This window comes from Micromonospora sp. NPDC005707, assembly GCF_040631005.1.
Lineage (GTDB): Bacteria > Actinomycetota > Actinomycetes > Mycobacteriales > Micromonosporaceae > Micromonospora.
The window spans coordinates 89202-106986 of record NZ_JBEXYR010000002.1; the positions used below are offsets into that span (position 1 = coordinate 89202).

The following is a 17785-nucleotide window of genomic DNA, read 5'->3' on the forward strand; positions in this document are numbered from 1 at the left end:
GTGCCGCCCATGCGCGCCGTCCTGGTGGTCAATCCGAAGGCCACCACCACCAGCGAGCGCAGCCGGGACGTGCTGGTCCGGGCGTTGCGCAGCGAAGTCGACCTGTCGGTGCGGTACACCCGCCGCCGGGGTCACGCCATGGACCTGGCGCGGGAGGCCGCCCAGGAGGGCGTGGACCTGGTGGTGACGCTCGGCGGCGACGGCACGGTCAACGAGGTGGTGAACGGCCTGATGGCCGCCGAGCCGCCGACCTTCCGCACCGGGCGCACCACGGCGGAGCGGCTGCCGGCGCTGGCCACCGTCCCGGGTGGGTCGACCAACGTCTTCGCGCGGGCCCTCGGCCTGCCGCGGGAGTGGCCGGACGGGACCAGCATGATCCTGGAGGGGCTGCGGCTGGGCCGCTCCCGCACCATCGGGCTGGGCCGGGCGGACGACCGCTACTTCACCTTCTGCGCGGGCTTCGGCATCGACGCGGCCGTCATCCAGCGGGTCGAGCGGGCCCGCAAGCGGGGCCGGGTGTCCACGCCGGCGCTCTACTTCCGGTCCACGGTGAGCCAGTACTTCCTCGCCTCGGACCGGCGACACCCGTCGATCTCGCTGGAGCGCCCGGGTGAGGCCGCCGAGACCGACCTGGGAACGGTCATCATCCAGAACACCGCGCCGTGGACCTATCTGGGCGACCGGGAGATCAACCCGAACCCGGAGGCGTCGTTCGACCTCGGGCTGGACGTGCTCGCGATGCGGCAGCTCAAGGTGGCCAGCACGGCACGCACGGTCACCCAGTTCTTCGCTCGGGAGCCGGATCCGCACGGCCGGCGGGTGCTCCGGCTGCACGACGTGGCGGAGTTCACCCTGCTCTCGGCCCGTCCGCTGGCCTTCCAGCTGGACGGCGACTACCTCGGCGAGCGGGAAAAAGTCAGATTCGCATCCATCCCTGCCGCACTGAGAGTAATCTGCTAGGTCTCGGGTACTGCCGTCGGTTGACGCGGGCCACCGCACCGCTTCGCGCGGGGGCCGCCACACCGAGGAAAGGTGCCGGAAATGTCAGCAACGTCACGCAGACCGTACTATATTGATCCTCGACTGTGGCACGCCGGGTAACCAGAGCGCTCTGAAACCCGGACAAAAGGGTGGTGAGCCCGCTCACTGTTCGGAGTTTTTCCGAGCGTCACCCTTGACATCGCGACAGTTCGTGAAAGTATTCACAAGCGAAGTCGTGTTACCGGGACATTGCCTGGATATGCTCGGCAGGTTGAGCTGTTCCAGCAGGTCCACGGGGATCGCAAGCCTGCTCACGCAGCGCCGAATTGATGGATGCTGACCGTCACCGATCGGCAATGCGGACGCATATAGGAATAGCAACGAAGCGTAATCTGGCCACCCATTTGAGAATGAGGAGTGTTGCCGCCATGGACTGGCGCCACGATGCCGTCTGCCGCGACGAGGACCCGGAGCTGTTCTTCCCGATCGGGACGTCCGGCCCGGCCCTCCTGCAGGTGGAGCAGGCCAAGGCCGTCTGCCGGCGCTGCCCGGTGACCGACCACTGCCTCCAGTGGGCGCTGGAGTCCGGTCAGGACGCCGGCGTCTGGGGCGGGATGAGCGAGGAGGAGCGCCGCGCGGTCAAGCGCCGCGGCGGGCTCCGGGTGCTGCGCGCTCACTCCGCCTGATTCGCACGCACGCGCACGCCCCGGCCGGATCCCGGCCGGGGCGTTCTGCTGTCCGGGCACATGACTCCCCACTACCCCGCCACCGCGCCGGCTGATCATGAAGGCGGCCCGCGTCACACCGCGCCGGCGACCGGCACGGCGTCGACCCGACGCAGCACCAGGTCGGCGAGTTCGGGCAGGTCGGTCAGCGGATCGGCGACCGCCACCGCGCCGGCCCGCTCCGCCGTCGCGCGGACCGCGTCGTGGAACAGGCCCGGGGCCAGGAAGTAGGCGGCCACGGCCACCCGGCGGGCGCCCGCCGCGCGCAGCCGGGACACCGCGACCCCGGCCCCCGGGGGCGCCGCCGAGGCGTACGACACCTGGCAGGGCACGCCCAGCTCGGCGCCGAGCGCGGCGGCGACCCGCCCCACCGAACCCCGCGCCCGCGGATCCCGGGTGCCCGCCGCCGCCAGCACCACGCCGTCGAAGCCACCCGGCTCCGCCTCGGCCAGCCGCCGGCGCAGCCCCGCCAGCAGCCGGGCGTCCACCACCCCGTCCGCCGGGCCCAACACGTCGGTCACCCGTACCTCGATGTCCGCGCCACCCGCGCGGGCCGCCGCCACCGCCGCCGGGACGTCGACCTTCCGGTGGTACGCGGCGGTCAGCAGCAGCGGCACCAGCACCGCCCGGGTGTGACCGGCAGCGGCCAGGTCCCGCAGCACCGCGGCGGGACCGGGGTCGGTGTGATCCAGCCAGCTCGGCAGCACCGCGACGCCCGGACGGGCGGCCGCCACGGCCCGGGCCAGCGCCCGGGTCGCCGCCGCCGCCCGCGGGTCCCGGCTGCCGTGCGCGACCAGCACCACCGGCGGCTCGGCGGTCAGGTGTGCAGGCCGCACTCGGTCTTCTCGAACATCGCCCAGCGGCCCGCCCGCGGGTCCTCCCCCGCCCTGGTGCGGCGGGTGCACGGCCAGCAGCCGATCGAGCCGTAGCCCCGGGCGAACAGCTCGTTGACCGGGATGTCGTAGCGGGCGATGTAGGCGTCCACATCCCGCTGGCTCCACGCCGCGATCGGGTTGACCTTGACCTTGCCGCGCCGCGCGTCGAAGGCCACCACCGGCGTGTTGGCCCGGGTCGGCGACTCGTCGCGGCGCAGCCCGGCGGCCCAGGCGTCGTACCCGGCCAGCGCCCGCTCCAGCGGCTCCACCTTGCGCAGCTGGCAGCAGTCATCCGGGGACCGGTTGAACAGCCGCGGGCCGTACTGGCCGTCCTGCTGGCCCACGGTCATCCGGGGGCGGATCGAGCGCACGTTCACGGGCAGCCGCCGGGCCACCTCGTCGCGGACCTTGAGCGTCTCCGGGAAGTGCAGGCCGGTGTCCAGGAAGACCACGTCGACCCCGGGGGCCACCCGGGAGACGAGGTGGGCCAACACCCCGTCGGCCATCGAGCTGGTCACGCAGAACCGGTCGCCGAAGGTCTCGGCGGCCCACCGGGCGATCTCCAGCGCGGGCGCGCCCTCCAGCTCACGGCCGGCCCGCTCGGCCAGCGCACGCAGCTCCTCCGGGTCACGCCGGGCCGGATCCGCCGGGGCCGGCCCGCCGACGCCGACCAGGCCCAGGCCGGCGGCGGAGGGCAGGGCGCTCATCGGGCCACCGCCCGGCCCAGCAGGCCGGTGAACTTCACCGTGAAGACCCGGGCGCAGGCGTGGCACTCCCAGGCGCCGTGCCCGGCCTCGTGCGGCCGCAGGTCCTCCTCCCCGCAGTAGGGGCAGTAGAGAGGCGCAGATCGGGCATCGCTCATCGCAATTCCTCCTCGTCGACCCTGATCACCCAGTTGGCGAAGCTCTCGCCCTCGCTCCGGCCGGCCAGGTAGCGGCGGGCCAGCCGTTCCACGTACTCCGGAAGCTCGTCCGCGGTGGTCTTCAGGCCGCGCAGCTTGCGGCCGAAACCGGCGGTCTGCCCCGCGGCCATGCCCAGGCCGCCGCCGAGGTGCACCTGGAAGCCCTCCACCTGCCGGCCGTCCGGGCCCACGACGAGCTGGCCCTTCAGGCCGATGTCGGCCACCTGCGTGCGGGCGCAGGCGTTCGGGCAGCCGTTGAGGTGGATGGAGATGTCGGCGTCGAAGTCGCGCAGCCGCTCCTCCAGCCGGGCCACCAGCTCCTCGCCGCGCCGCTTCGTCTCGACGATGGCGAGCTTGCAGAACTCGATGCCGGTGCAGGCCATGGTGCCGCGCCGCCAGGCCGACGGCCGGGCCTCCAGGCCGATCCCACGCAGCTCCGCCACCAGCGAGTCGGTCCGCTCCGGCGCCACGTCCAGCACCAGCAGCTTCTGGTACGGGGTGAGCCGCACCCGGCCGCTGCCGTGCGCCTCGGCCACATCGGCGAGCCGGGCGAGCTGGGTGCCGGAGACCCGGCCCACCACCGGGGCGGCGCCCACATAGTTGCCGCCGTCGCGCTGCGGGTGCACGCCGATGTGGTCGACCGGCTTCGCCGGCAGCGTGGCGGCCGGGCCGTCGAGCAGCGCCCGGCCCAGGTACTCCTTCTCCAGCACCTCGCGGAACTTCGCCACGCCCCAGTCGGCGACCAGGAACTTCAGCCGCGCCCGGTTGCGCAGCCGCCGGTAGCCGTAGTCGCGGAAGATGCCGACCACCCCGGCCCAGACGTCCGGCACCTCGGCCAGCGGCACCCAGACGCCGAGGCGCTTGGCCAGCATCGGGTTGGTGGACAGCCCGCCGCCCACCCAGACGTCGAAGCCGGGACCGTGGTCGGGGTGCTCGACGCCGAGGAAGGCGATGTCGTTCGCCTCGTACGGGGTGTCGACCAGCCAGGAGATCGAGGTCTTGAACTTGCGGGGCAGGTTGGAGTACGCCTTGTCGCCGACGTACCGGCGGACGATCTCGTCGACGGCGGGCGTCGGGTCGAGCACCTCGTCCCGGGCCACACCGGCGACCGGGCTGCCCAGCACCACCCGGGGGCAGTCGCCGCACGCCTCGGTGGTCTGCAGGCCGACCGCCTCCAGTCGCCGCCAGATCTCCGGCATGTCCTCGACCCGGATCCAGTGGTACTGGATGTTCTGCCGGTCGGTGATGTCGGCGGTGTCCCGGGCGAACTCCCGGGAGATGTCCGCGACGACCCGGAGCTGGGCCAGGCTCAGCTCACCGCCGTCCACCCGCACGCGGAGCATGAAGAACTCGTCCTCCAGCTCGTGCGGCTCCAGCACGGCCGTGCGCCCGCCGTCGATGCCCGCCCGGCGCTGGGTGTAGAGGCCCCACCAGCGGAACCGGCCCCGCAGGTCCTGCGGGTCGATCGAGGCGAAACCCCGGTGCGCGTAGATGTTCTCGATCCGGGCCCGCACGTTCAGCGGGTCGTCGTCCTTCTTGATCCGCTCGTTGGGGTTGAGCGGCTCGCGGTGCCCGAGCGCCCACTGCCCCTCACCGCGCGGCCGCCGGGGGGCCCGGGCGGCCGGCGCCGGGGTGTCGGGCCGGGTCGTGGTGGTGCTGCTGACCGCCATCGCGGCGTCCTCCGTTGTCTGCTGTGCCTGAAAGCGCGGACGCGGCGGCCGGCCCTGGATGAGGGCCGAGGACGGCGATGTCGATGACGGCCGGCGCGGAACGCGCCCGAGACGGATGGGTCGGGCGTCGTCAGTGGGCCGGACAGATCGCGCTGCGGACGCGGCCGTAATCGACGTGGCGACGGGCCACGAAGCGGCGGATGACAGCGGCGGTCATAAGCCACATGCTCCCACAGCCGTCGATGACCGGCCAATGACCGAGTGTGTGATCCCACATCACGGGCAGCGCGCGGATCGGCTTACCGGCCCGGCGGGCGGTTCCGTTGTGTGACGCTGCGGGATGTGACCCCGCCCGCCGAGTCCGCACGGTCCCGCGACCGTCGGGGTTGGCTGGTCTGGGCGATCCCCGGCCTGCTCACGCTGGCGGTCACGCTCGCCGGGATCGGGCACGCGCAGCCCTGGCGGGACGAGCTGGCGACCTGGAGCGCCGCCACCCGGCCGGTCCCCGACCTGGTCCGGCTGGCCGGCACGATCGACGCCGCCACCGGGCCGTACTACCTGCTCATGCACGGCTGGACCGCGCTCGCCGGGACCTCGCCGACGGCGCTGCGGCTGCCGTCCGCGCTGGCCATGGCCGGTGCGGCCGCGCTCACCGCCCGGCTCGGCGCGCAACTGGTCGGCCCGCGGGCCGGGCTGCTCGCCGGGCTGCTCCTCGCCGTGCTGCCGGCCACCTCCCGGTACGGCCAGGAGGCCCGCCCGTACGCGCCGGCCACCCTGTTCGCCGTCCTCGCCACGCTGCTGCTGGTCGGGGCGCTGCGTCGGCCGGATTGGCGGCGCTGGGCCGGGTACGCCGTGGCCGTCGCCGCGCTCGGGCTGTTCCACCTGATCGCCCTCACCCTGCTCGCCGCACACGCCCTGGTGGTGCTGCTGGCGGCCGTGCGGGGCCGGCGGGCGGCCGGCCTGGAGCCGTCACCCGACGGCTCGGACCCCACCCGCGACACCAGAGCGCCGGAGAACGCCCCCGACGCCAGAGCGCGCGAAGACGCCCCCGACACCAGAGCGCGCGAAGACGCCCCCGACGCCGGAGCGCGCGAAGACGCCCCCGACGCCAGAGCGCGCGAGGACGCCCCCGACGCCAGAGCGCGAGAGGATGCCCCGGGCACCGGAGGGCGGGAGGCCGGCGCGGCGGGTCGGGGCCTGTTCTGGCGGTGGCTGGTGGCGGTGCTGCCGGCGGTCGTGCTGGTCGCCCCGCTGGTGCTGGTGGCCCGGGGCCAGCGCGGCCGCCAGCTCGACTGGGTACGCCTGGTCCGCGTCGACGACCTGGCCGCCCTGCCCGGCGCGCTGGCGCAGAGCGGAGTGGTCGGCGGCCTGCTCGTCGGCCTCGCCGCGCTGGGGGCGGCCCGGCTCGGCCGGCGCGCGCTGCTGCCCGGGGCCGCCGTCCTGCTGCCGGTGCTGCTGCTGTTCGCCGCCGGCACGGCGGTGCCGCTCTGGGTGACCCGGTACCTCATCTTCACGGTGCCGTTCGCCTGCCTGCTGGCCGGGGCGGCGCTGGCCGGCGTACGGCTGGCGCCGGCGCTGGCCGTGGTCACCCTGGCCGGCCTGCTCGGACTGCCCGACCAGGCGGCGCTGCGGCGGACCCACGAGTGGCCGCGGAGCGCCCCCGTGGACTACGCGGGCGTGGCCCGGATCGTCGCCGACCGGCAGCAGCCGGGTGACGCCATCGTCTACTCGCCCCGGGACAGCTGGCTCTTCCCGGACCTCGGGCTGGCGTACCACCTGGGGGCGCGGCGGCCGCGCGACGTGCTGGTGGTGCGCGACCAGCCGCAGCGCGCGGACCTCTGGGCGGCCGAGTGCGACCGCCCGGCGGAGTGCCTGGCCGGCGTGGACCGGGTCTGGCTGGTGGTCACCGGCCGGCGCGCCGATCCGCTGGCGGCGGTGCCCGGCGCCAAGGGCGACGCCCTGCGCGGCGCGTTCACGGCCCGCCAGGTGTGGCCCCGCCCCGGCCTCACGGTCGCCCTGCTCACCCGGTGACCCAGGTACGGGCGGGTCAGCCGGTGAGGCGGTCGGCGGTGCCGCGGGCCAGGGGGACCACCAGCACGGCCTCGGTGCCACCCTCGGCCCCGTTGCGCAGCTCGATGGTGCCGCGCAGCTCGCCGGTGACCAGGGCCCGGACGATCTGGAGGCCGAGGTTGGCGCCCTTCTCGGCGTCGAACTGCTCGGGCAGCCCCCGGCCGTTGTCGGTGACCGAGACGTGCAGTTGCTTGCGGAACCGGTGCACGGAGACCACCACGGCCGGCTCCGGCGCGCCCTCCGGCCCGGGCGCACCCTCCTCGCCGGCCGGCGGGAAGCCGTGCTCGACGGCGTTGAGCAGCAGTTCGTTGAGGACCATCACCAGCGAGGTGGCGATCTCGGCGGGCAGCACGCCGAAACTGCCCCGGCGGCGCATGCCGACGGACACCTCGGTGGCCGCCACCTCGGTGGCCGCGCTGGCCACCCGGTCGACGATGCCGTCGAACTCGACCGCCTCGTCGCTGGACAGGGAGAGCGTCTCGTGGACCAGCGCGATGGAGGCGACCCGGCGTACCGACTCCTCCAGGGCGACCCGGGCCTCGGGCATGGACACCCGGCGGGCCTGGAGGCGGAGCAGCGCGGCGACGGTCTGGAGGTTGTTCTTCACCCGGTGGTGGATCTCCCGGATGGTGGCGTCCTTGGTGATGAGGGCGCGGTCGCGGCGGCGTACCTCGGTGATGTCGCGGACCAGGACCAACGCGCCGATCGGCACGCCCGCGGGCATCAGCGGCAGGGCCCGGGTGAGCATGGTGGCGCCCCGGGCGTCGATCTCCCGCCGGGGCGGAGCGTCGCCACGCAGGGCGGCGAGCACGGCGTTCGCCGCGTCGGTGCCTTCGAGCGGATCGCTCGCGAGCCGGCGGTGCAGCTTGGCCAGGTCCTCCCCCACCAGATGCGAGGCGTAGCCCAGCCGGCGGTACGCGGACTGCGCGTTGGGGCTGGCGTAGGTGACCTTGCCGTTGGCGTCGAGCCGGACCAGGCCGTCACCGACCCGGGGCGCCGAGGTGGTCTCCCCCGGGTGCCGGTGCGGCGGGAAGGTGCCGTCGGCGATCATCTGCGCCAGGTCGTCGGCGGTGGTCAGGTAGTTGAGTTCGAGCTGGCTGGGCGTGCGCGCGGTGGAGAGGTTGGTGTCCCGGCCCACCACCGCCACGACCTCGCCGGACTCCCCGTCGGCGGTGCGCAGCCGCACCGGGATGGCCTCGTGCCGCGCGGGCACGTCGCCGTACCAGACCGGGTCGCCCTCCCGCCAGATCCGGCCCTGCCGGAGGGCGACCTCCAGGTGCGCCACCTCGGGCCCGCCGACGATCCGGCCGACCTGGTCGTCCAGGTACGCGGTCGGCGCGGTCGTCGGGCGGACCTGGGCCACGCAGAGGAACGTGCCGTCGCCGTCGACCGGCACCCAGAGCAGCAGGTCGGCGAAGGACAGGTCGGAGAGGAGCTGCCAGTCGCCGGCGATCCGGTGCAGGTGGTCGATGTCGGCCGGCCGGAGCGTGGTGTGCTCCTCGGCGAGGTCACGGAGGGTGGACACGCTGAACAGCGTGCCACGCCGGGCCTCACATCGTCGCCGTGACCTTCTTCAACCCGCGCGGGGCGTCCGGGTCCTCGCCCCGGGCCAGGGCCAGGGCCAGGGCGAGCCGCTGGAGCGGCAGGATGTCGAGCAGCGGCGCGTACCGCTCGTCGACCTCGGGCACGGCCATCCGGGCGGTCGCCTCGACGTCGGCGGAGCCGACCACCACGACGTCGGCGCGGCGCTCGCCGAGCCGGGGCAGCACCTCGCGCATCGAGCGCCCGCCGGGACCGGACCCGACCACGGCGAGCACCGGCACGTCGGGGTCGGTCATGGCGAGCGGGCCGTGCAGCAGGTCGGCGCCGGAGAAGGCGAGCGCCGGCAGGTAGGAGGTCTCCATCAGCTTCAGCGCCGCCTCGCGGGCCGTCGGGTACGCGTAGCCCCGGCCGGTGGTGACGAGCTGGCCGGCGAACCGGTAGCGCGGGGCGAGCTGGGCCGGGGTGGCGTCGGACAGGGTGCGCTCGGCCAGCTCGGGCAGGCGGGCCAGGGCCTCCCGCTCCTCGGCGGGGAGCACGCCGTCGCCGGCGCGTACCCCCTCGACGAGCATGAGCAGCGCGAGCAGCTCGGCGGTGTAGGTCTTGGTGGCGGCGACGGCCCGCTCGTGCCCGGCGGCGATGTCCACGCTCAGCTCGGCGGTGCCCACCAGGCGCGAGTCGGGGTTGTTGGTCACGGCCAGGGTGAGCGCGCCGGATTCCCGGGCCACCCGCAGCACCTCGGCCAGGTCGGGCGAGCCGCCGCTCTGGCTGACCCCGACCACCAGGGCGTCGGAGAGGTCGGGCCGGGCGCCGAAGACGGTGACGGTGCTGGGCGAGGCGAGCCCGGCGGGCAGGCCGAGCCGGATCTCGGTGAGGTAGGCCGCGTAGAGCGCCGCGTGGTCGGAGGTGCCCCGGGCGGTGAAGACCACGTGGCGGGGCCGGCGCTCGGCGATCACCGCCGCGACCCGGGCGATCGCCCCGGCGTGCTCGGCGGAGAGCAGGCGGTCGTAGCCGGCCGGCTGCTCGTCGATGTCGGCGGCCATCCCGGCCCCTGGACGCGTCACGGAAGACCCCCTCCTGCGCGATTGCCGCGCGTTCGATGCTCAGTCTTGCACCTTTCGGCCACAGCGAGCAATGGAACGAGCAGGAGTGCGCAGTGGATCACCATCTGGCCGCATGATCCCCTAGGCTTGCCCGGCTGGCGGACCGACCACCCGAGAGGACGACGTGCCCGAGGACGACCCCGCGCTCTCGGCGGAGGAGGAACTCGCGCTGGCCCGGCTGGCGCTGGCCGAAGGGGACCTCCGGCACGCCGCCGACCATGTGGCCGCCGCCCTCGTCCGGGCCCCCACGCTGCCCGAGGTGCACGAGACGCTCGCCCGGCTCGCCGCCGCCAGCGGCGGCGACCTGGATCTCTTCCCGCTCGGCCACCACGCCTTCGTCGGCGCGGTGGTGGCCCGCGCCCACCTGCTCGCCGCCGCCGGCCGCCCCGCCGAGGGGCTCGACCTGCTCGCCGCGGCCACCGGTTACGCCCCCGCCGCCGAATGGGCCGCCGTGCCCTGGGTGACCGCGCCCGACCTGCCCGAACGGCTCGACCCCGAGCGCACCGCCCGGATCCTCATGCAGGTCTGCGCGGCCGCGCCCGACCCGGTCCCCCGCCGGCTGCGCGACCCGCTGCGCCCGTACCTCACCCTGGCCCGCAACGCGGTCGCCGTGCACCCGGCCCACCCGCTGCTGCTGGGCGCGGCGTCCGCGCTGGCCCGGCGCCTCGGCGAGGTCGCCCTCGCCGTCACCTGGGCCTCCCGAGGGGTACGCGCACAGCCCACCAAACTCGGCGAGGTGTGGCTCGGGTACGCGTACCGCAGCGCCGGCCGGACCCGGGACGCGCTCGCCGCGCTGCAACGGGCCGTCGCCCTCGACCCCGACGACCTGGCCGTCTACGCCGACATCGCCGGCACCCTCGCTGACAACGGCCGGCTCGACGAGGCGCTCGGCTGGATCGACCGCGCCCTGGCCAGGGACCCGACCTTCGACTGTGCCGTGCACACCGCCCACCGGCTGCGCTTCCAGCGCGACGGAGACGTGGCCCACCTGGTGGCCCTCGCCGACTTCGTCCGGGACCACCCCGACGACACCCACGAGCACGGCGACCTGGCCGAGTGCTGCCGCGGCCGCCCCTGGCTCGGCCAGGTGACCCCGGGCGCCGGTCCGGCGCCGGACGCGCCGCGGCCGCCCGAGGTGGCCGACGCGGACCCGCGCGAACCCCGCCGGGCCACCACCTGCCAGCTCTGGCGGTACGACGGCACGGTGGCCGTGCCCACCCTGCCCACCCCCTCGGCCCAGGCGGCGGAACGGATCCGGCAGCTCGCCCACCCGGCCTGGCCGCACCCGCCGGCCGCGTACGACGCCGCGGTGGGACTGGCCACCCTGGACCTCGCCGACCTGCTGGGCGTGCTGGTGCACCCGCCGGCCGCGCCGGCCACGGCCCTCGGGCAGGTGCTCGCCGGGCAGGACCCGTCGCTCTGGGTGCGCTCCGTGCAGGTCTGGGCCTGCCTCGGCCTGCTGCACCACCGCACCGACGAGCCGTGGGCCGAGTCGACCCGGCGCCGCGTGCTGCTGGAACTGCTCTGGGGCGCCGCGGACTGGGTCGCCGAGGCGGCGCTGTTCGCCCTGGTCACCGCCGCCTGGGTCGATCCGGCCGTCCGTACCGACGTGGCCCGGGTGGTGGCCGAGCGGCTCGCCGACGTGGCGGCCGTGGCCCGCGAGCGCCGGGTGCCGGTCGCGGTGTCGCTGGCCCACCTGGCGCTGGCCACCCCGGACCTCGACCCGGCCACCCGCGCCGTGGCCGACAGCCTGCTCACCGGCCCGGCGCCGCAGGCCCCGCCCGGCGCCCTGCGCCGCCTCTGGCGCCGCCTCACCGCCCTCTTCCACCGCTGAGACACACGACGCGGCCACGCCGTGCCCGAGGACGGGTCGGCGTGGCCGCGGCGGGCGGGTCAGGCGACGGGGGACCTGCCGAGAGCGGCCTCGGCCTCCTCCTCCGGGGTGGTGTCGGCCGGCGGGGCCTCGTTCGCCGAACGCAGCGGGACCTCCTTGATGAACCAGGCGAGCACCGGGACCGCCACGGTGAAGAAGACCGCCCAGAAGAAGACGTGCGAGATGGCGTCGGAGAGCGCGCCGAGCACGACCTCCCGCACCGGCCCGGACAGCTCCTTGAGCTTCTCCAGGTTCATGGCGCCGCCCTCGCCGCCGCCCGCGAAGGCCGGACCGGCGGCGGAGTCGGCGAGCCGGTTGGCGAAGATCGCGCCGAAGAGCGAGACGCCGAACGAGCCGCCGATGGACCGGAAGAAGGTGGCCGCGCCGCTCGCAGCGCCCAGGTCCTTCTGCTCCACGCTGTTCTGCGCGATCAGCATCGAGGTCTGCATGAGGAAGCCCATGCCGACGCCGAGCACGACCATGTAGAGCGAGGAGACGGTCTTGCTGGTGCCCAGGTCGAGCTGGGTCAGCAGGCCCATGCCGGCGGCCATCACCACGCCGCCGACGATCGGGAAGGCCCGGTAGCGCCCGGTCTTCGTGATGGTCCGGCCGACGACCAGCGAGACCACCAGCATGCCGAACATCAGCGGGAGCAGCAGCAGCCCGCTGTTGGTGGCCGAGGCGCCCTGCACGGTCTGCTGGTAGAGCGGCAGGAAGTTCATCGCGCCGAACATGGCGAAGCCGAGCAGGAAGCCGATGACCGAGATGAGGGCGAAGTTCCGGTTGCTGAACAGGCTCAGCGGCAGGATCGGCTCCGGGGCGCGGCGCTCGACCAGGCCGAAGGCCACCAGGGCGACGAGCGCGAGCGCGGCGAGGCCGAGGATCTGCGGGGAGGTCCAGTCGTACTCGTTGCCGCCCCACGTGGTGACCAGCACGATCGCGGTGATGCCGACGGAGAGCAGCGCGGCGCCCAGCCAGTCGATCTTGTGCTCGGTGCGGTACTTGGGCAGGTGCATGGTGGTGGCGAGCACCAGCAGGGCCACGCCGCCGAGCGGCAGGTTGACGTAGAACGCCCAGCGCCAGGAGAGGTGGTCGGTGATGAAGCCGCCGACCAGGGGGCCGGCCACCATGGCGATGGCCATGATGCCGGCGATCATGCCCTGGTAGCGACCCCGCTCGCGGGGCGGGACCAGGTCACCGATGATCGCCATGACACCGACCATGAGCCCGCCGGCGCCGAGACCCTGGACCGCCCGGAACGCGATCAGCTCGATCATGCCGGTGTCGACCCCGCCGAAGATGCCGGACCCGGACATGCCGCACAGCGCCGAGCCGACCAGGAAGACGACCACCGAGGTCAGGAAGACGGCCTTGCGGCCGTAGAGGTCGCCGAGCTTGCCCCAGATCGGGGTGGAGACCGTGGTGCCCAGCACGTAGGCGGTGACCACCCAGGTGAAGTGGTCCGCCCCGCCGAACTCGAAGACGATCCGGGGCAGCGCGGTGCTGACGATCATGTTGTCGAGCATCGCGAGCATCATCGCGATCATCAGGCCGAAGAGGACAACGCGGACATTGGGCCTCGCCGCCACCTGGGCTGGTTGACTCATGGGTAAGCTCCCCCGAAGATCTGTGACCAACTTACTTGCCGTCCGGCTAGTTACCTTACTAGCCGGACGGTAAGTTGGTCAGTAGGAACCGTCAAGCGAATTGGGGAACACGGGTGAGGGAGAGCACAGGCGGCACGCGGCAACGCATTCAGGCCGTCGCGCTGGAGCTCTTCACCGAGCAGGGGTACGAGAAGACCTCGCTGCGGGAGATCGCCGAGCGGCTCGGCGTGACCAAGGCCGCCCTCTACTACCACTTCAAGAGCAAGGACGAGATCGTCAGCAGCTTCGTCGACGACCGGCTGCGCCGGATGGACGAGCTGATCGAGTGGGCCGGCACCCAGCCGGCCACGCTGGCGACCCGGCGCGCGCTGCTGAGCCGGTACGCGGACGCCATGTTCGCCGGTGAGCTGCCCACGGTCATGCGGTTCTTCGAGCAGAACCAGACGGTCCTCAAGAGCCTCACCGCCGGTCAGCAGATGCGCGACCGGATGATGCGGCTGGCGCACGAGCTGTGCCGGGGCGACGACTCCCCCGCCGCCCAGCTGCGCGCCACGCTGACCCTGTTCGCCGTGCACAGCAGCTGGTTCGCGGTCCGCACCCCCGGCATCAGCGACGAGGAGCGCAAGAAGATCGCCCTCGAGGTTGCCGACGAGCTGCTCGCGAAGATCGCCGACGCCTCCTGACCGGAGCCGCCGGCGGAGCCGGCCAGGGTCAGGCCGGGCGCGTCAGGTCCAGGCGCAGGCCGAGCAGGTCCACCCCGGGCAGCGGGGCCCAGTCCTTCTCCGGCGCCCGCACGAAGCCCAGCCGCCCGTAGAGGCGCTGCGCCACGGCGGCCATCCCACTGCGTACGCAGATCACGACCCCCGAGCAACCCAGCTCGGTGGCGCGCGCAACGCACGCCCCGACCAGGACCGCCCCGGCGCCCCGGCCCTGCGCGGCCGGGTCGACCGCGAGCATCCGGAACTCGGCCTCACCGGGGCCGGCGAGTTCGGCGTACGGGGTGCCGGGCAGCACGAACGTCACGGCGCCCACCACCTCGCCGGTGGCCGCGTCGACGGCGACCAGCACCTCACCGGTCTCCGCCCGGGTGGCCACGTCGGCCAGCACCGGGGCGTAGCCGGTCTCGCCCTTGAGCTGCCCGTCGGCCTCGTACGCGGCGACCGTCAGGCGGGCCACCGCCGGGAAGTCGGCCGGCTCGGCTCGACGGACGCGCAGCCCGCTCAACCGATCACCGCGATGAGGTCACCGTCCTGCACGACGTCGCCCTCGTTGACCGCGATCTGCTGCACCACGCCGTCGGACTCGGCGATCACCGGGATCTCCATCTTCATCGACTCCAGGATCACCAGCGTGTCCCCCTCGGACACGGTGTCCCCGGCCGACGCGACGACCTTCCAGACGTTCGCCACCATCTCGGCGCGGATCTCCTCGGCCATCTCCGGGCCCTCCCTCTCCACCGCTGTTCCTGCGAACGGTATCCAATCATGAGCCCGCTCACGTCCCGGCACAGCGCGCCCGGCACGCCGGTTCCGCCCCCGCCGGTCCCCCGCGACCGCCGTCGGCACTAGCATCAGCGCGGTCGGCTCCCGGCGCCCGGGAACCGGCACGCGACCTCCGCCGCGCTCGCCCGCGGCCGGACCGTGACCAGCACAAGGAGGCACACCATGGCGAAGAAGGCCCGCAAGAAGAAGGCCCGCAAGAAGAGCGGCGCCAACCACGGCAAGCGCCCCAACTCCTGATCCCCGGATCGGAGTCGGCGCCGGCCCTCCGGGGCCGGACACACCGGTGGCCCGGGTCCGCAGGGACCCGGGCCACCGGTGTGTTCAGCTCGTGCCCGCTGCCGTCAGTCGGCCAGCTCGCGGGACTCGGTGGTCTCGAAGACCACCAGCTCGCTCAGGCGGACCCGCAGCCGCTCGCGCAACTGCTCCGGCGCGGTCTCGTTGCCGCAGCAGCGGGCGACCAGCGCCTTCACCTCCTGCTCGATGCCGTACTCGTGCAGGCAGGGCCCGCACTCCTCGAGGTGTTCCCGGATGAGGACGCGGCGCTCCTCACCGCACTCCAGGTCCAGGTAGAGGTAGACCTCCGCGAGCACCTCACGGCAGTCCGTCTCGTGCGCCTCTCCACAGCTCACGGTCACACCTCCCGGCTGGCGGCGGCGGTCGAGCCCTTCGACGGCGCGGCCGTGAAGCCCCGCTCCGCCGCGTACTGCTCGAGCAGCTTGCGCAGATTACGACGGCCGCGGTGCAGCCGCGACATCACCGTGCCGATGGGCGTGTTCATGACGTCGGCGACCTCCTTGTAGGAGAAGCCCTCGACGTCGGTCAGGTAGACCGCCATGCGGAACTCCTCCGGCAACTGCTGGAGGGCCTCCTTGACGTCGCTGTCCGGCAGCCGGTCCAGCGCCTCGGTCTCCGCCGAGCGCAGCCCGCTGGACGTGTGCGACTCGGCCTCGGCGAGCTGCCAGTCGGTGATCTCGTCCGTGGGCGCCTGCACGGGCTGGCGCTGCCGCTTCCGGTAGGAGTTGATGTAGGTGTTGGTCAGGATCCGGTACAGCCAGGCCTTCAGGTTCGTGCCCTGCTCGAACTGGTGGAAGGCGGCGTACGCCTTCAGGTAGGTCTCCTGAACCAGGTCCTCGGCATCGGCCGGGTTGCGGGTCATCCGCAGTCCGGCAGCGTAGAGCTGGTCGACGAAGGGCATCGCGTCCCGCTCGAAGCGGGCCCTGCGCTCGTCCGTCTTCTCGGTCGTCAACCGCACGTCCCCTCGCGTCGGATGCTTTCCCGCCGAGGATACGCGTACCCACCTGCCGGCAGATTCACTTCCGGACTGTGTGCTGGTGCTCACGGCCGACGCCGTCGCGGGCCAGTTCGGCGCGTCCAGCAGCCGCTTGAGCTGCCGCGCGTCCCGTTCGTCCCGCTCCCGGCTCCGTGTCTCGGTCGGCACCGGTCACCCCCCTCGGCTGGAAAAGTCATCCGGAGGTAGTAACGCTCGCCGCCGGGCCGGACATTCCGCGCCGCCCCACCCGTTCCTGGTCCCGGCTCGGCCGCGACCGACGCTGGGACCAGGAAGGGCCTGGGAGGGTGGCCCCGGACGCCCGAACCGGACGCCCGACACCATCCGTAGCAACGACCCGCCGCCACCGACGGTCACGCCGAGCCCGCTGCCGCCGCGTGTCGCGCCTCCGCCCCCTGGGCGGGCCGGGACGGTCAGGCGGGAAGCCAGCCCCGGGCCCGGAGCCAGTCGCGGACGACCGCCGCCGTGGCCGCCGGATCGCCGCGGAGGTCGTGCCGTTCGCCGGGACGGGTCACCACCTCGACGCCGGGCCCGGGCTCGGGCACCCCGAACGGGTCCCGGTCGCCGTTGACCACCAGCGTGGGCAGGCCGGTGCGCAGCTCCTCGGCCCGCGAGCGTGCCGGCCGCCCCGGCGGGTGCAGCGGAAACGCCAGGGCGACGATGCCGGCCGCGCCGACCGCGTGGGCGGTGCGGCAGGCGACCCGGGCGCCGCTGGACCGGCCGCCGACCACCCAGCGGGCGGCCTCCGGGTGGCGGGCCCGGAGCTCGGCCAGCACCGCCGTCCACGCCTCGTCGAGGTGTCCCGCCGGGGCGGGGGCGCGCCGGCCCGCGACCCGGTACGGCTGGGTCACCCGGACCACGCCGGCCCCGGCGCCGGCCAGAGCGTCCCGGACCGCCACGAGGTCCGGGGCGTCCACGTCGCCGCCGGCACCGTGACCGAGCACCAGCATGGTGGCGCCGCCGGCCGCCGGCCGGTCGATGTGGACCCGGGCCGGCCCGCGGGGTGTTCCGATCTCGTCGCTGTGCCGCACCGGCCCATTCTGCGTCCGGCCCTCGCCGCGACGGTCGCCGGTCCGCAAAACGCGTCGCCCGCGTCTCCGGTGCGGAAACGCGGGCGACGGCGAAACGGAATCAGCCCGACGGCACCAGCGTGAGCAGGCGGTCGCGGACCGGCGGGCCGGCCTCGTCGAGCGCGTCGGGATCCGGCTGCACCTCGCTGCGCCAGGCCACCAGCATGGCCCGCCGCTCGCGCGGTGTGGTGCCGCCCCAGACGCCGTGGCAGTCGCCCACCTCCAGCGCCCAGGCGAGGCAGGACCCCTGGACGTCACAGCTGCGGCAGAGCGCCACGGCCGCGTCGGCCGGTTCGTTGGGCGCCGGAAAGAACGTCTCCGGATCCACGCTCTGGCAGGTTCCTCTGGTCCGCCACGCCTCGTCGTGGCGCCGCTCGCGCAGGGCCCGCAGCAGTCGCGGATCTCGCCGCGCGGCGGCCACCTCGTGCGGGCGGGGCATGCGTGCCCGTGTCAATACACCCACCTCCCCCGTGGGACCGGCAATGATCATGAATGATCGATGGGTGTCATCCGCCCCGTGCGAACAGACGCCCAACACCGGCGCTGTGTTCTATCGCACTTGCGCAGGCGGGGACAAGGGC

Annotated in this window: 18 protein-coding genes; 5 read left to right on the forward strand and 13 right to left on the reverse strand. The window is 74.1% G+C overall.

The features are described 5' to 3' along the window. Positions 1–9: 9 nt before the first annotated feature. Together ABZ452_RS02955 and ABZ452_RS02960 are read left to right on the forward strand one after the other, a co-directional pair. Positions 10–960 carry a diacylglycerol kinase family protein gene (locus tag ABZ452_RS02955; protein WP_357938331.1) on the forward strand — a complete coding sequence of 317 codons (951 nt, stop codon included), beginning with the start codon at positions 10–12 and terminating at the stop codon, positions 958–960. Between the two features lie 449 nt (positions 961–1409). Beyond that, the gene (locus ABZ452_RS02960) at positions 1410–1667 is read left to right on the forward strand and encodes a WhiB family transcriptional regulator (RefSeq protein WP_088975879.1); all 258 of its coding nucleotides are present in this window, start codon (positions 1410–1412) and stop codon (positions 1665–1667) included. A gap of 113 nt (positions 1668–1780) precedes the next feature. Here ABZ452_RS02960 and ABZ452_RS02965 read toward each other — a convergent pair whose 3' ends face one another. The 4 genes from ABZ452_RS02965 to ABZ452_RS02980 are packed head-to-tail and all read right to left on the reverse strand — an operon-like array spanning position 1781 to position 5152. Beyond that, complete coding sequence (locus ABZ452_RS02965; RefSeq protein ID WP_357938333.1) at positions 1781–2542, reverse strand: CbiX/SirB N-terminal domain-containing protein; 762 nt, start codon at positions 2540–2542, stop codon at positions 1781–1783. Then, complete coding sequence (locus ABZ452_RS02970; RefSeq protein ID WP_357938335.1) at positions 2524–3288, reverse strand: phosphoadenylyl-sulfate reductase; 765 nt, start codon at positions 3286–3288, stop codon at positions 2524–2526. The genes ABZ452_RS02965 and ABZ452_RS02970 overlap by 19 nt, the downstream gene beginning before the upstream one ends. Next, entirely contained in the window at positions 3285–3443 is a 159-nt protein-coding gene (locus tag ABZ452_RS02975) for a hypothetical protein (RefSeq protein WP_357938337.1), read from the reverse strand. Before ABZ452_RS02975 ends, ABZ452_RS02970 begins: the two co-directional genes overlap by 4 nt. Beyond that, positions 3440–5152, reverse strand: coding sequence for a nitrite/sulfite reductase (locus ABZ452_RS02980; protein ID WP_357938340.1), 1713 nt, complete (start codon positions 5150–5152; stop codon positions 3440–3442). Before ABZ452_RS02980 ends, ABZ452_RS02975 begins: the two co-directional genes overlap by 4 nt. 333 nt (positions 5153–5485) lie before the next feature. On the opposite strand from ABZ452_RS02980, the gene ABZ452_RS02985 reads away from it, so the two are divergent. Next, positions 5486–7183 (forward strand): glycosyltransferase family 39 protein, encoded by a 1698-nt coding sequence (locus ABZ452_RS02985; protein ID WP_357939070.1) that lies wholly within the window; start codon positions 5486–5488, stop codon positions 7181–7183. Between the two features lie 16 nt (positions 7184–7199). On the opposite strand, the gene ABZ452_RS02990 is transcribed toward ABZ452_RS02985, so the two are convergent. Together ABZ452_RS02990 and ABZ452_RS02995 are read right to left on the reverse strand one after the other, a co-directional pair. Next, positions 7200–8747, reverse strand: a complete 1548-nt coding sequence (locus tag ABZ452_RS02990) for a histidine kinase N-terminal domain-containing protein (RefSeq protein WP_357938342.1) — start codon at positions 8745–8747, stop codon at positions 7200–7202. Between the two features lie 25 nt (positions 8748–8772). Further along, complete coding sequence (locus ABZ452_RS02995) at positions 8773–9804, reverse strand: SIS domain-containing protein (RefSeq protein WP_357939072.1); 1032 nt, start codon at positions 9802–9804, stop codon at positions 8773–8775. 184 nt (positions 9805–9988) lie between these two features. Here ABZ452_RS02995 and ABZ452_RS03000 point away from each other — a divergent pair, with 184 nt between their 5' ends. Next, complete coding sequence (locus tag ABZ452_RS03000; protein ID WP_357938344.1) at positions 9989–11698, forward strand: tetratricopeptide repeat protein; 1710 nt, start codon at positions 9989–9991, stop codon at positions 11696–11698. A gap of 59 nt (positions 11699–11757) precedes the next feature. On the opposite strand, the gene ABZ452_RS03005 is transcribed toward ABZ452_RS03000, so the two are convergent. Then, positions 11758–13344, reverse strand: coding sequence for an MDR family MFS transporter (locus tag ABZ452_RS03005; RefSeq protein ID WP_357938346.1), 1587 nt, complete (start codon positions 13342–13344; stop codon positions 11758–11760). 113 nt (positions 13345–13457) lie between these two features. Here ABZ452_RS03005 and ABZ452_RS03010 point away from each other — a divergent pair, with 113 nt between their 5' ends. Then, positions 13458–14027 carry a helix-turn-helix domain-containing protein gene (locus tag ABZ452_RS03010; RefSeq protein WP_357938348.1) on the forward strand — a complete coding sequence of 190 codons (570 nt, stop codon included), beginning with the start codon at positions 13458–13460 and terminating at the stop codon, positions 14025–14027. A 28-nt stretch (positions 14028–14055) separates the two neighbouring features. On the opposite strand, the gene ABZ452_RS03015 is transcribed toward ABZ452_RS03010, so the two are convergent. The 6 genes from ABZ452_RS03015 to ABZ452_RS03040 form a co-directional block, all read right to left on the reverse strand. Then, entirely contained in the window at positions 14056–14568 is a 513-nt protein-coding gene (locus tag ABZ452_RS03015) for a GNAT family N-acetyltransferase (RefSeq protein WP_357938350.1), read from the reverse strand. Further along, positions 14565–14780 (reverse strand): biotin/lipoyl-binding carrier protein, encoded by a 216-nt coding sequence (locus ABZ452_RS03020; RefSeq protein WP_089012714.1) that lies wholly within the window; start codon positions 14778–14780, stop codon positions 14565–14567. The genes ABZ452_RS03015 and ABZ452_RS03020 overlap by 4 nt, the downstream gene beginning before the upstream one ends. A gap of 407 nt (positions 14781–15187) precedes the next feature. Then, a complete protein-coding gene (gene rsrA / locus ABZ452_RS03025; protein WP_357938352.1) occupies positions 15188–15475 on the reverse strand; it encodes a mycothiol system anti-sigma-R factor in 288 nt (95 codons plus the stop codon). A gap of 2 nt (positions 15476–15477) precedes the next feature. Next, the gene (locus tag ABZ452_RS03030; RefSeq protein ID WP_357938354.1) at positions 15478–16284 is read right to left on the reverse strand and encodes a sigma-70 family RNA polymerase sigma factor; all 807 of its coding nucleotides are present in this window, start codon (positions 16282–16284) and stop codon (positions 15478–15480) included. A 263-nt stretch (positions 16285–16547) separates the two neighbouring features. Beyond that, complete coding sequence (locus ABZ452_RS03035; protein WP_357938356.1) at positions 16548–17165, reverse strand: alpha/beta family hydrolase; 618 nt, start codon at positions 17163–17165, stop codon at positions 16548–16550. Between the two features lie 100 nt (positions 17166–17265). Continuing rightward, the gene (locus tag ABZ452_RS03040) at positions 17266–17658 is read right to left on the reverse strand and encodes a WhiB family transcriptional regulator (RefSeq protein WP_357938358.1); all 393 of its coding nucleotides are present in this window, start codon (positions 17656–17658) and stop codon (positions 17266–17268) included. Between the last annotated feature and the right edge of the window lie 127 nt (positions 17659–17785).

What these genes read in the sequence shown, in the direction of transcription:
- ABZ452_RS02960 (WP_088975879.1), top strand. Translation starts at nt 1,410, where the DNA reads ATGGACTGGCGCCACGATGCCGTCTGCCGCGACGAGGACCCGGAGCTG.
- ABZ452_RS03005 (WP_357938346.1), bottom strand. Translation starts at nt 13,344, where the DNA reads ATGAGTCAACCAGCCCAGGTGGCGGCGAGGCCCAATGTCCGCGTTGTC.
- ABZ452_RS02995 (WP_357939072.1), bottom strand. Translation starts at nt 9,804, where the DNA reads ATGGCCGCCGACATCGACGAGCAGCCGGCCGGCTACGACCGCCTGCTC.
- ABZ452_RS03020 (WP_089012714.1), bottom strand. Translation starts at nt 14,780, where the DNA reads ATGGCCGAGGAGATCCGCGCCGAGATGGTGGCGAACGTCTGGAAGGTC.
- ABZ452_RS02980 (WP_357938340.1), bottom strand. Translation starts at nt 5,152, where the DNA reads ATGGCGGTCAGCAGCACCACCACGACCCGGCCCGACACCCCGGCGCCG.
- ABZ452_RS02975 (WP_357938337.1), bottom strand. Translation starts at nt 3,443, where the DNA reads ATGAGCGATGCCCGATCTGCGCCTCTCTACTGCCCCTACTGCGGGGAG.
- ABZ452_RS02970 (WP_357938335.1), bottom strand. Translation starts at nt 3,288, where the DNA reads ATGAGCGCCCTGCCCTCCGCCGCCGGCCTGGGCCTGGTCGGCGTCGGC.
- ABZ452_RS02955 (WP_357938331.1), top strand. Translation starts at nt 10, where the DNA reads ATGCGCGCCGTCCTGGTGGTCAATCCGAAGGCCACCACCACCAGCGAG.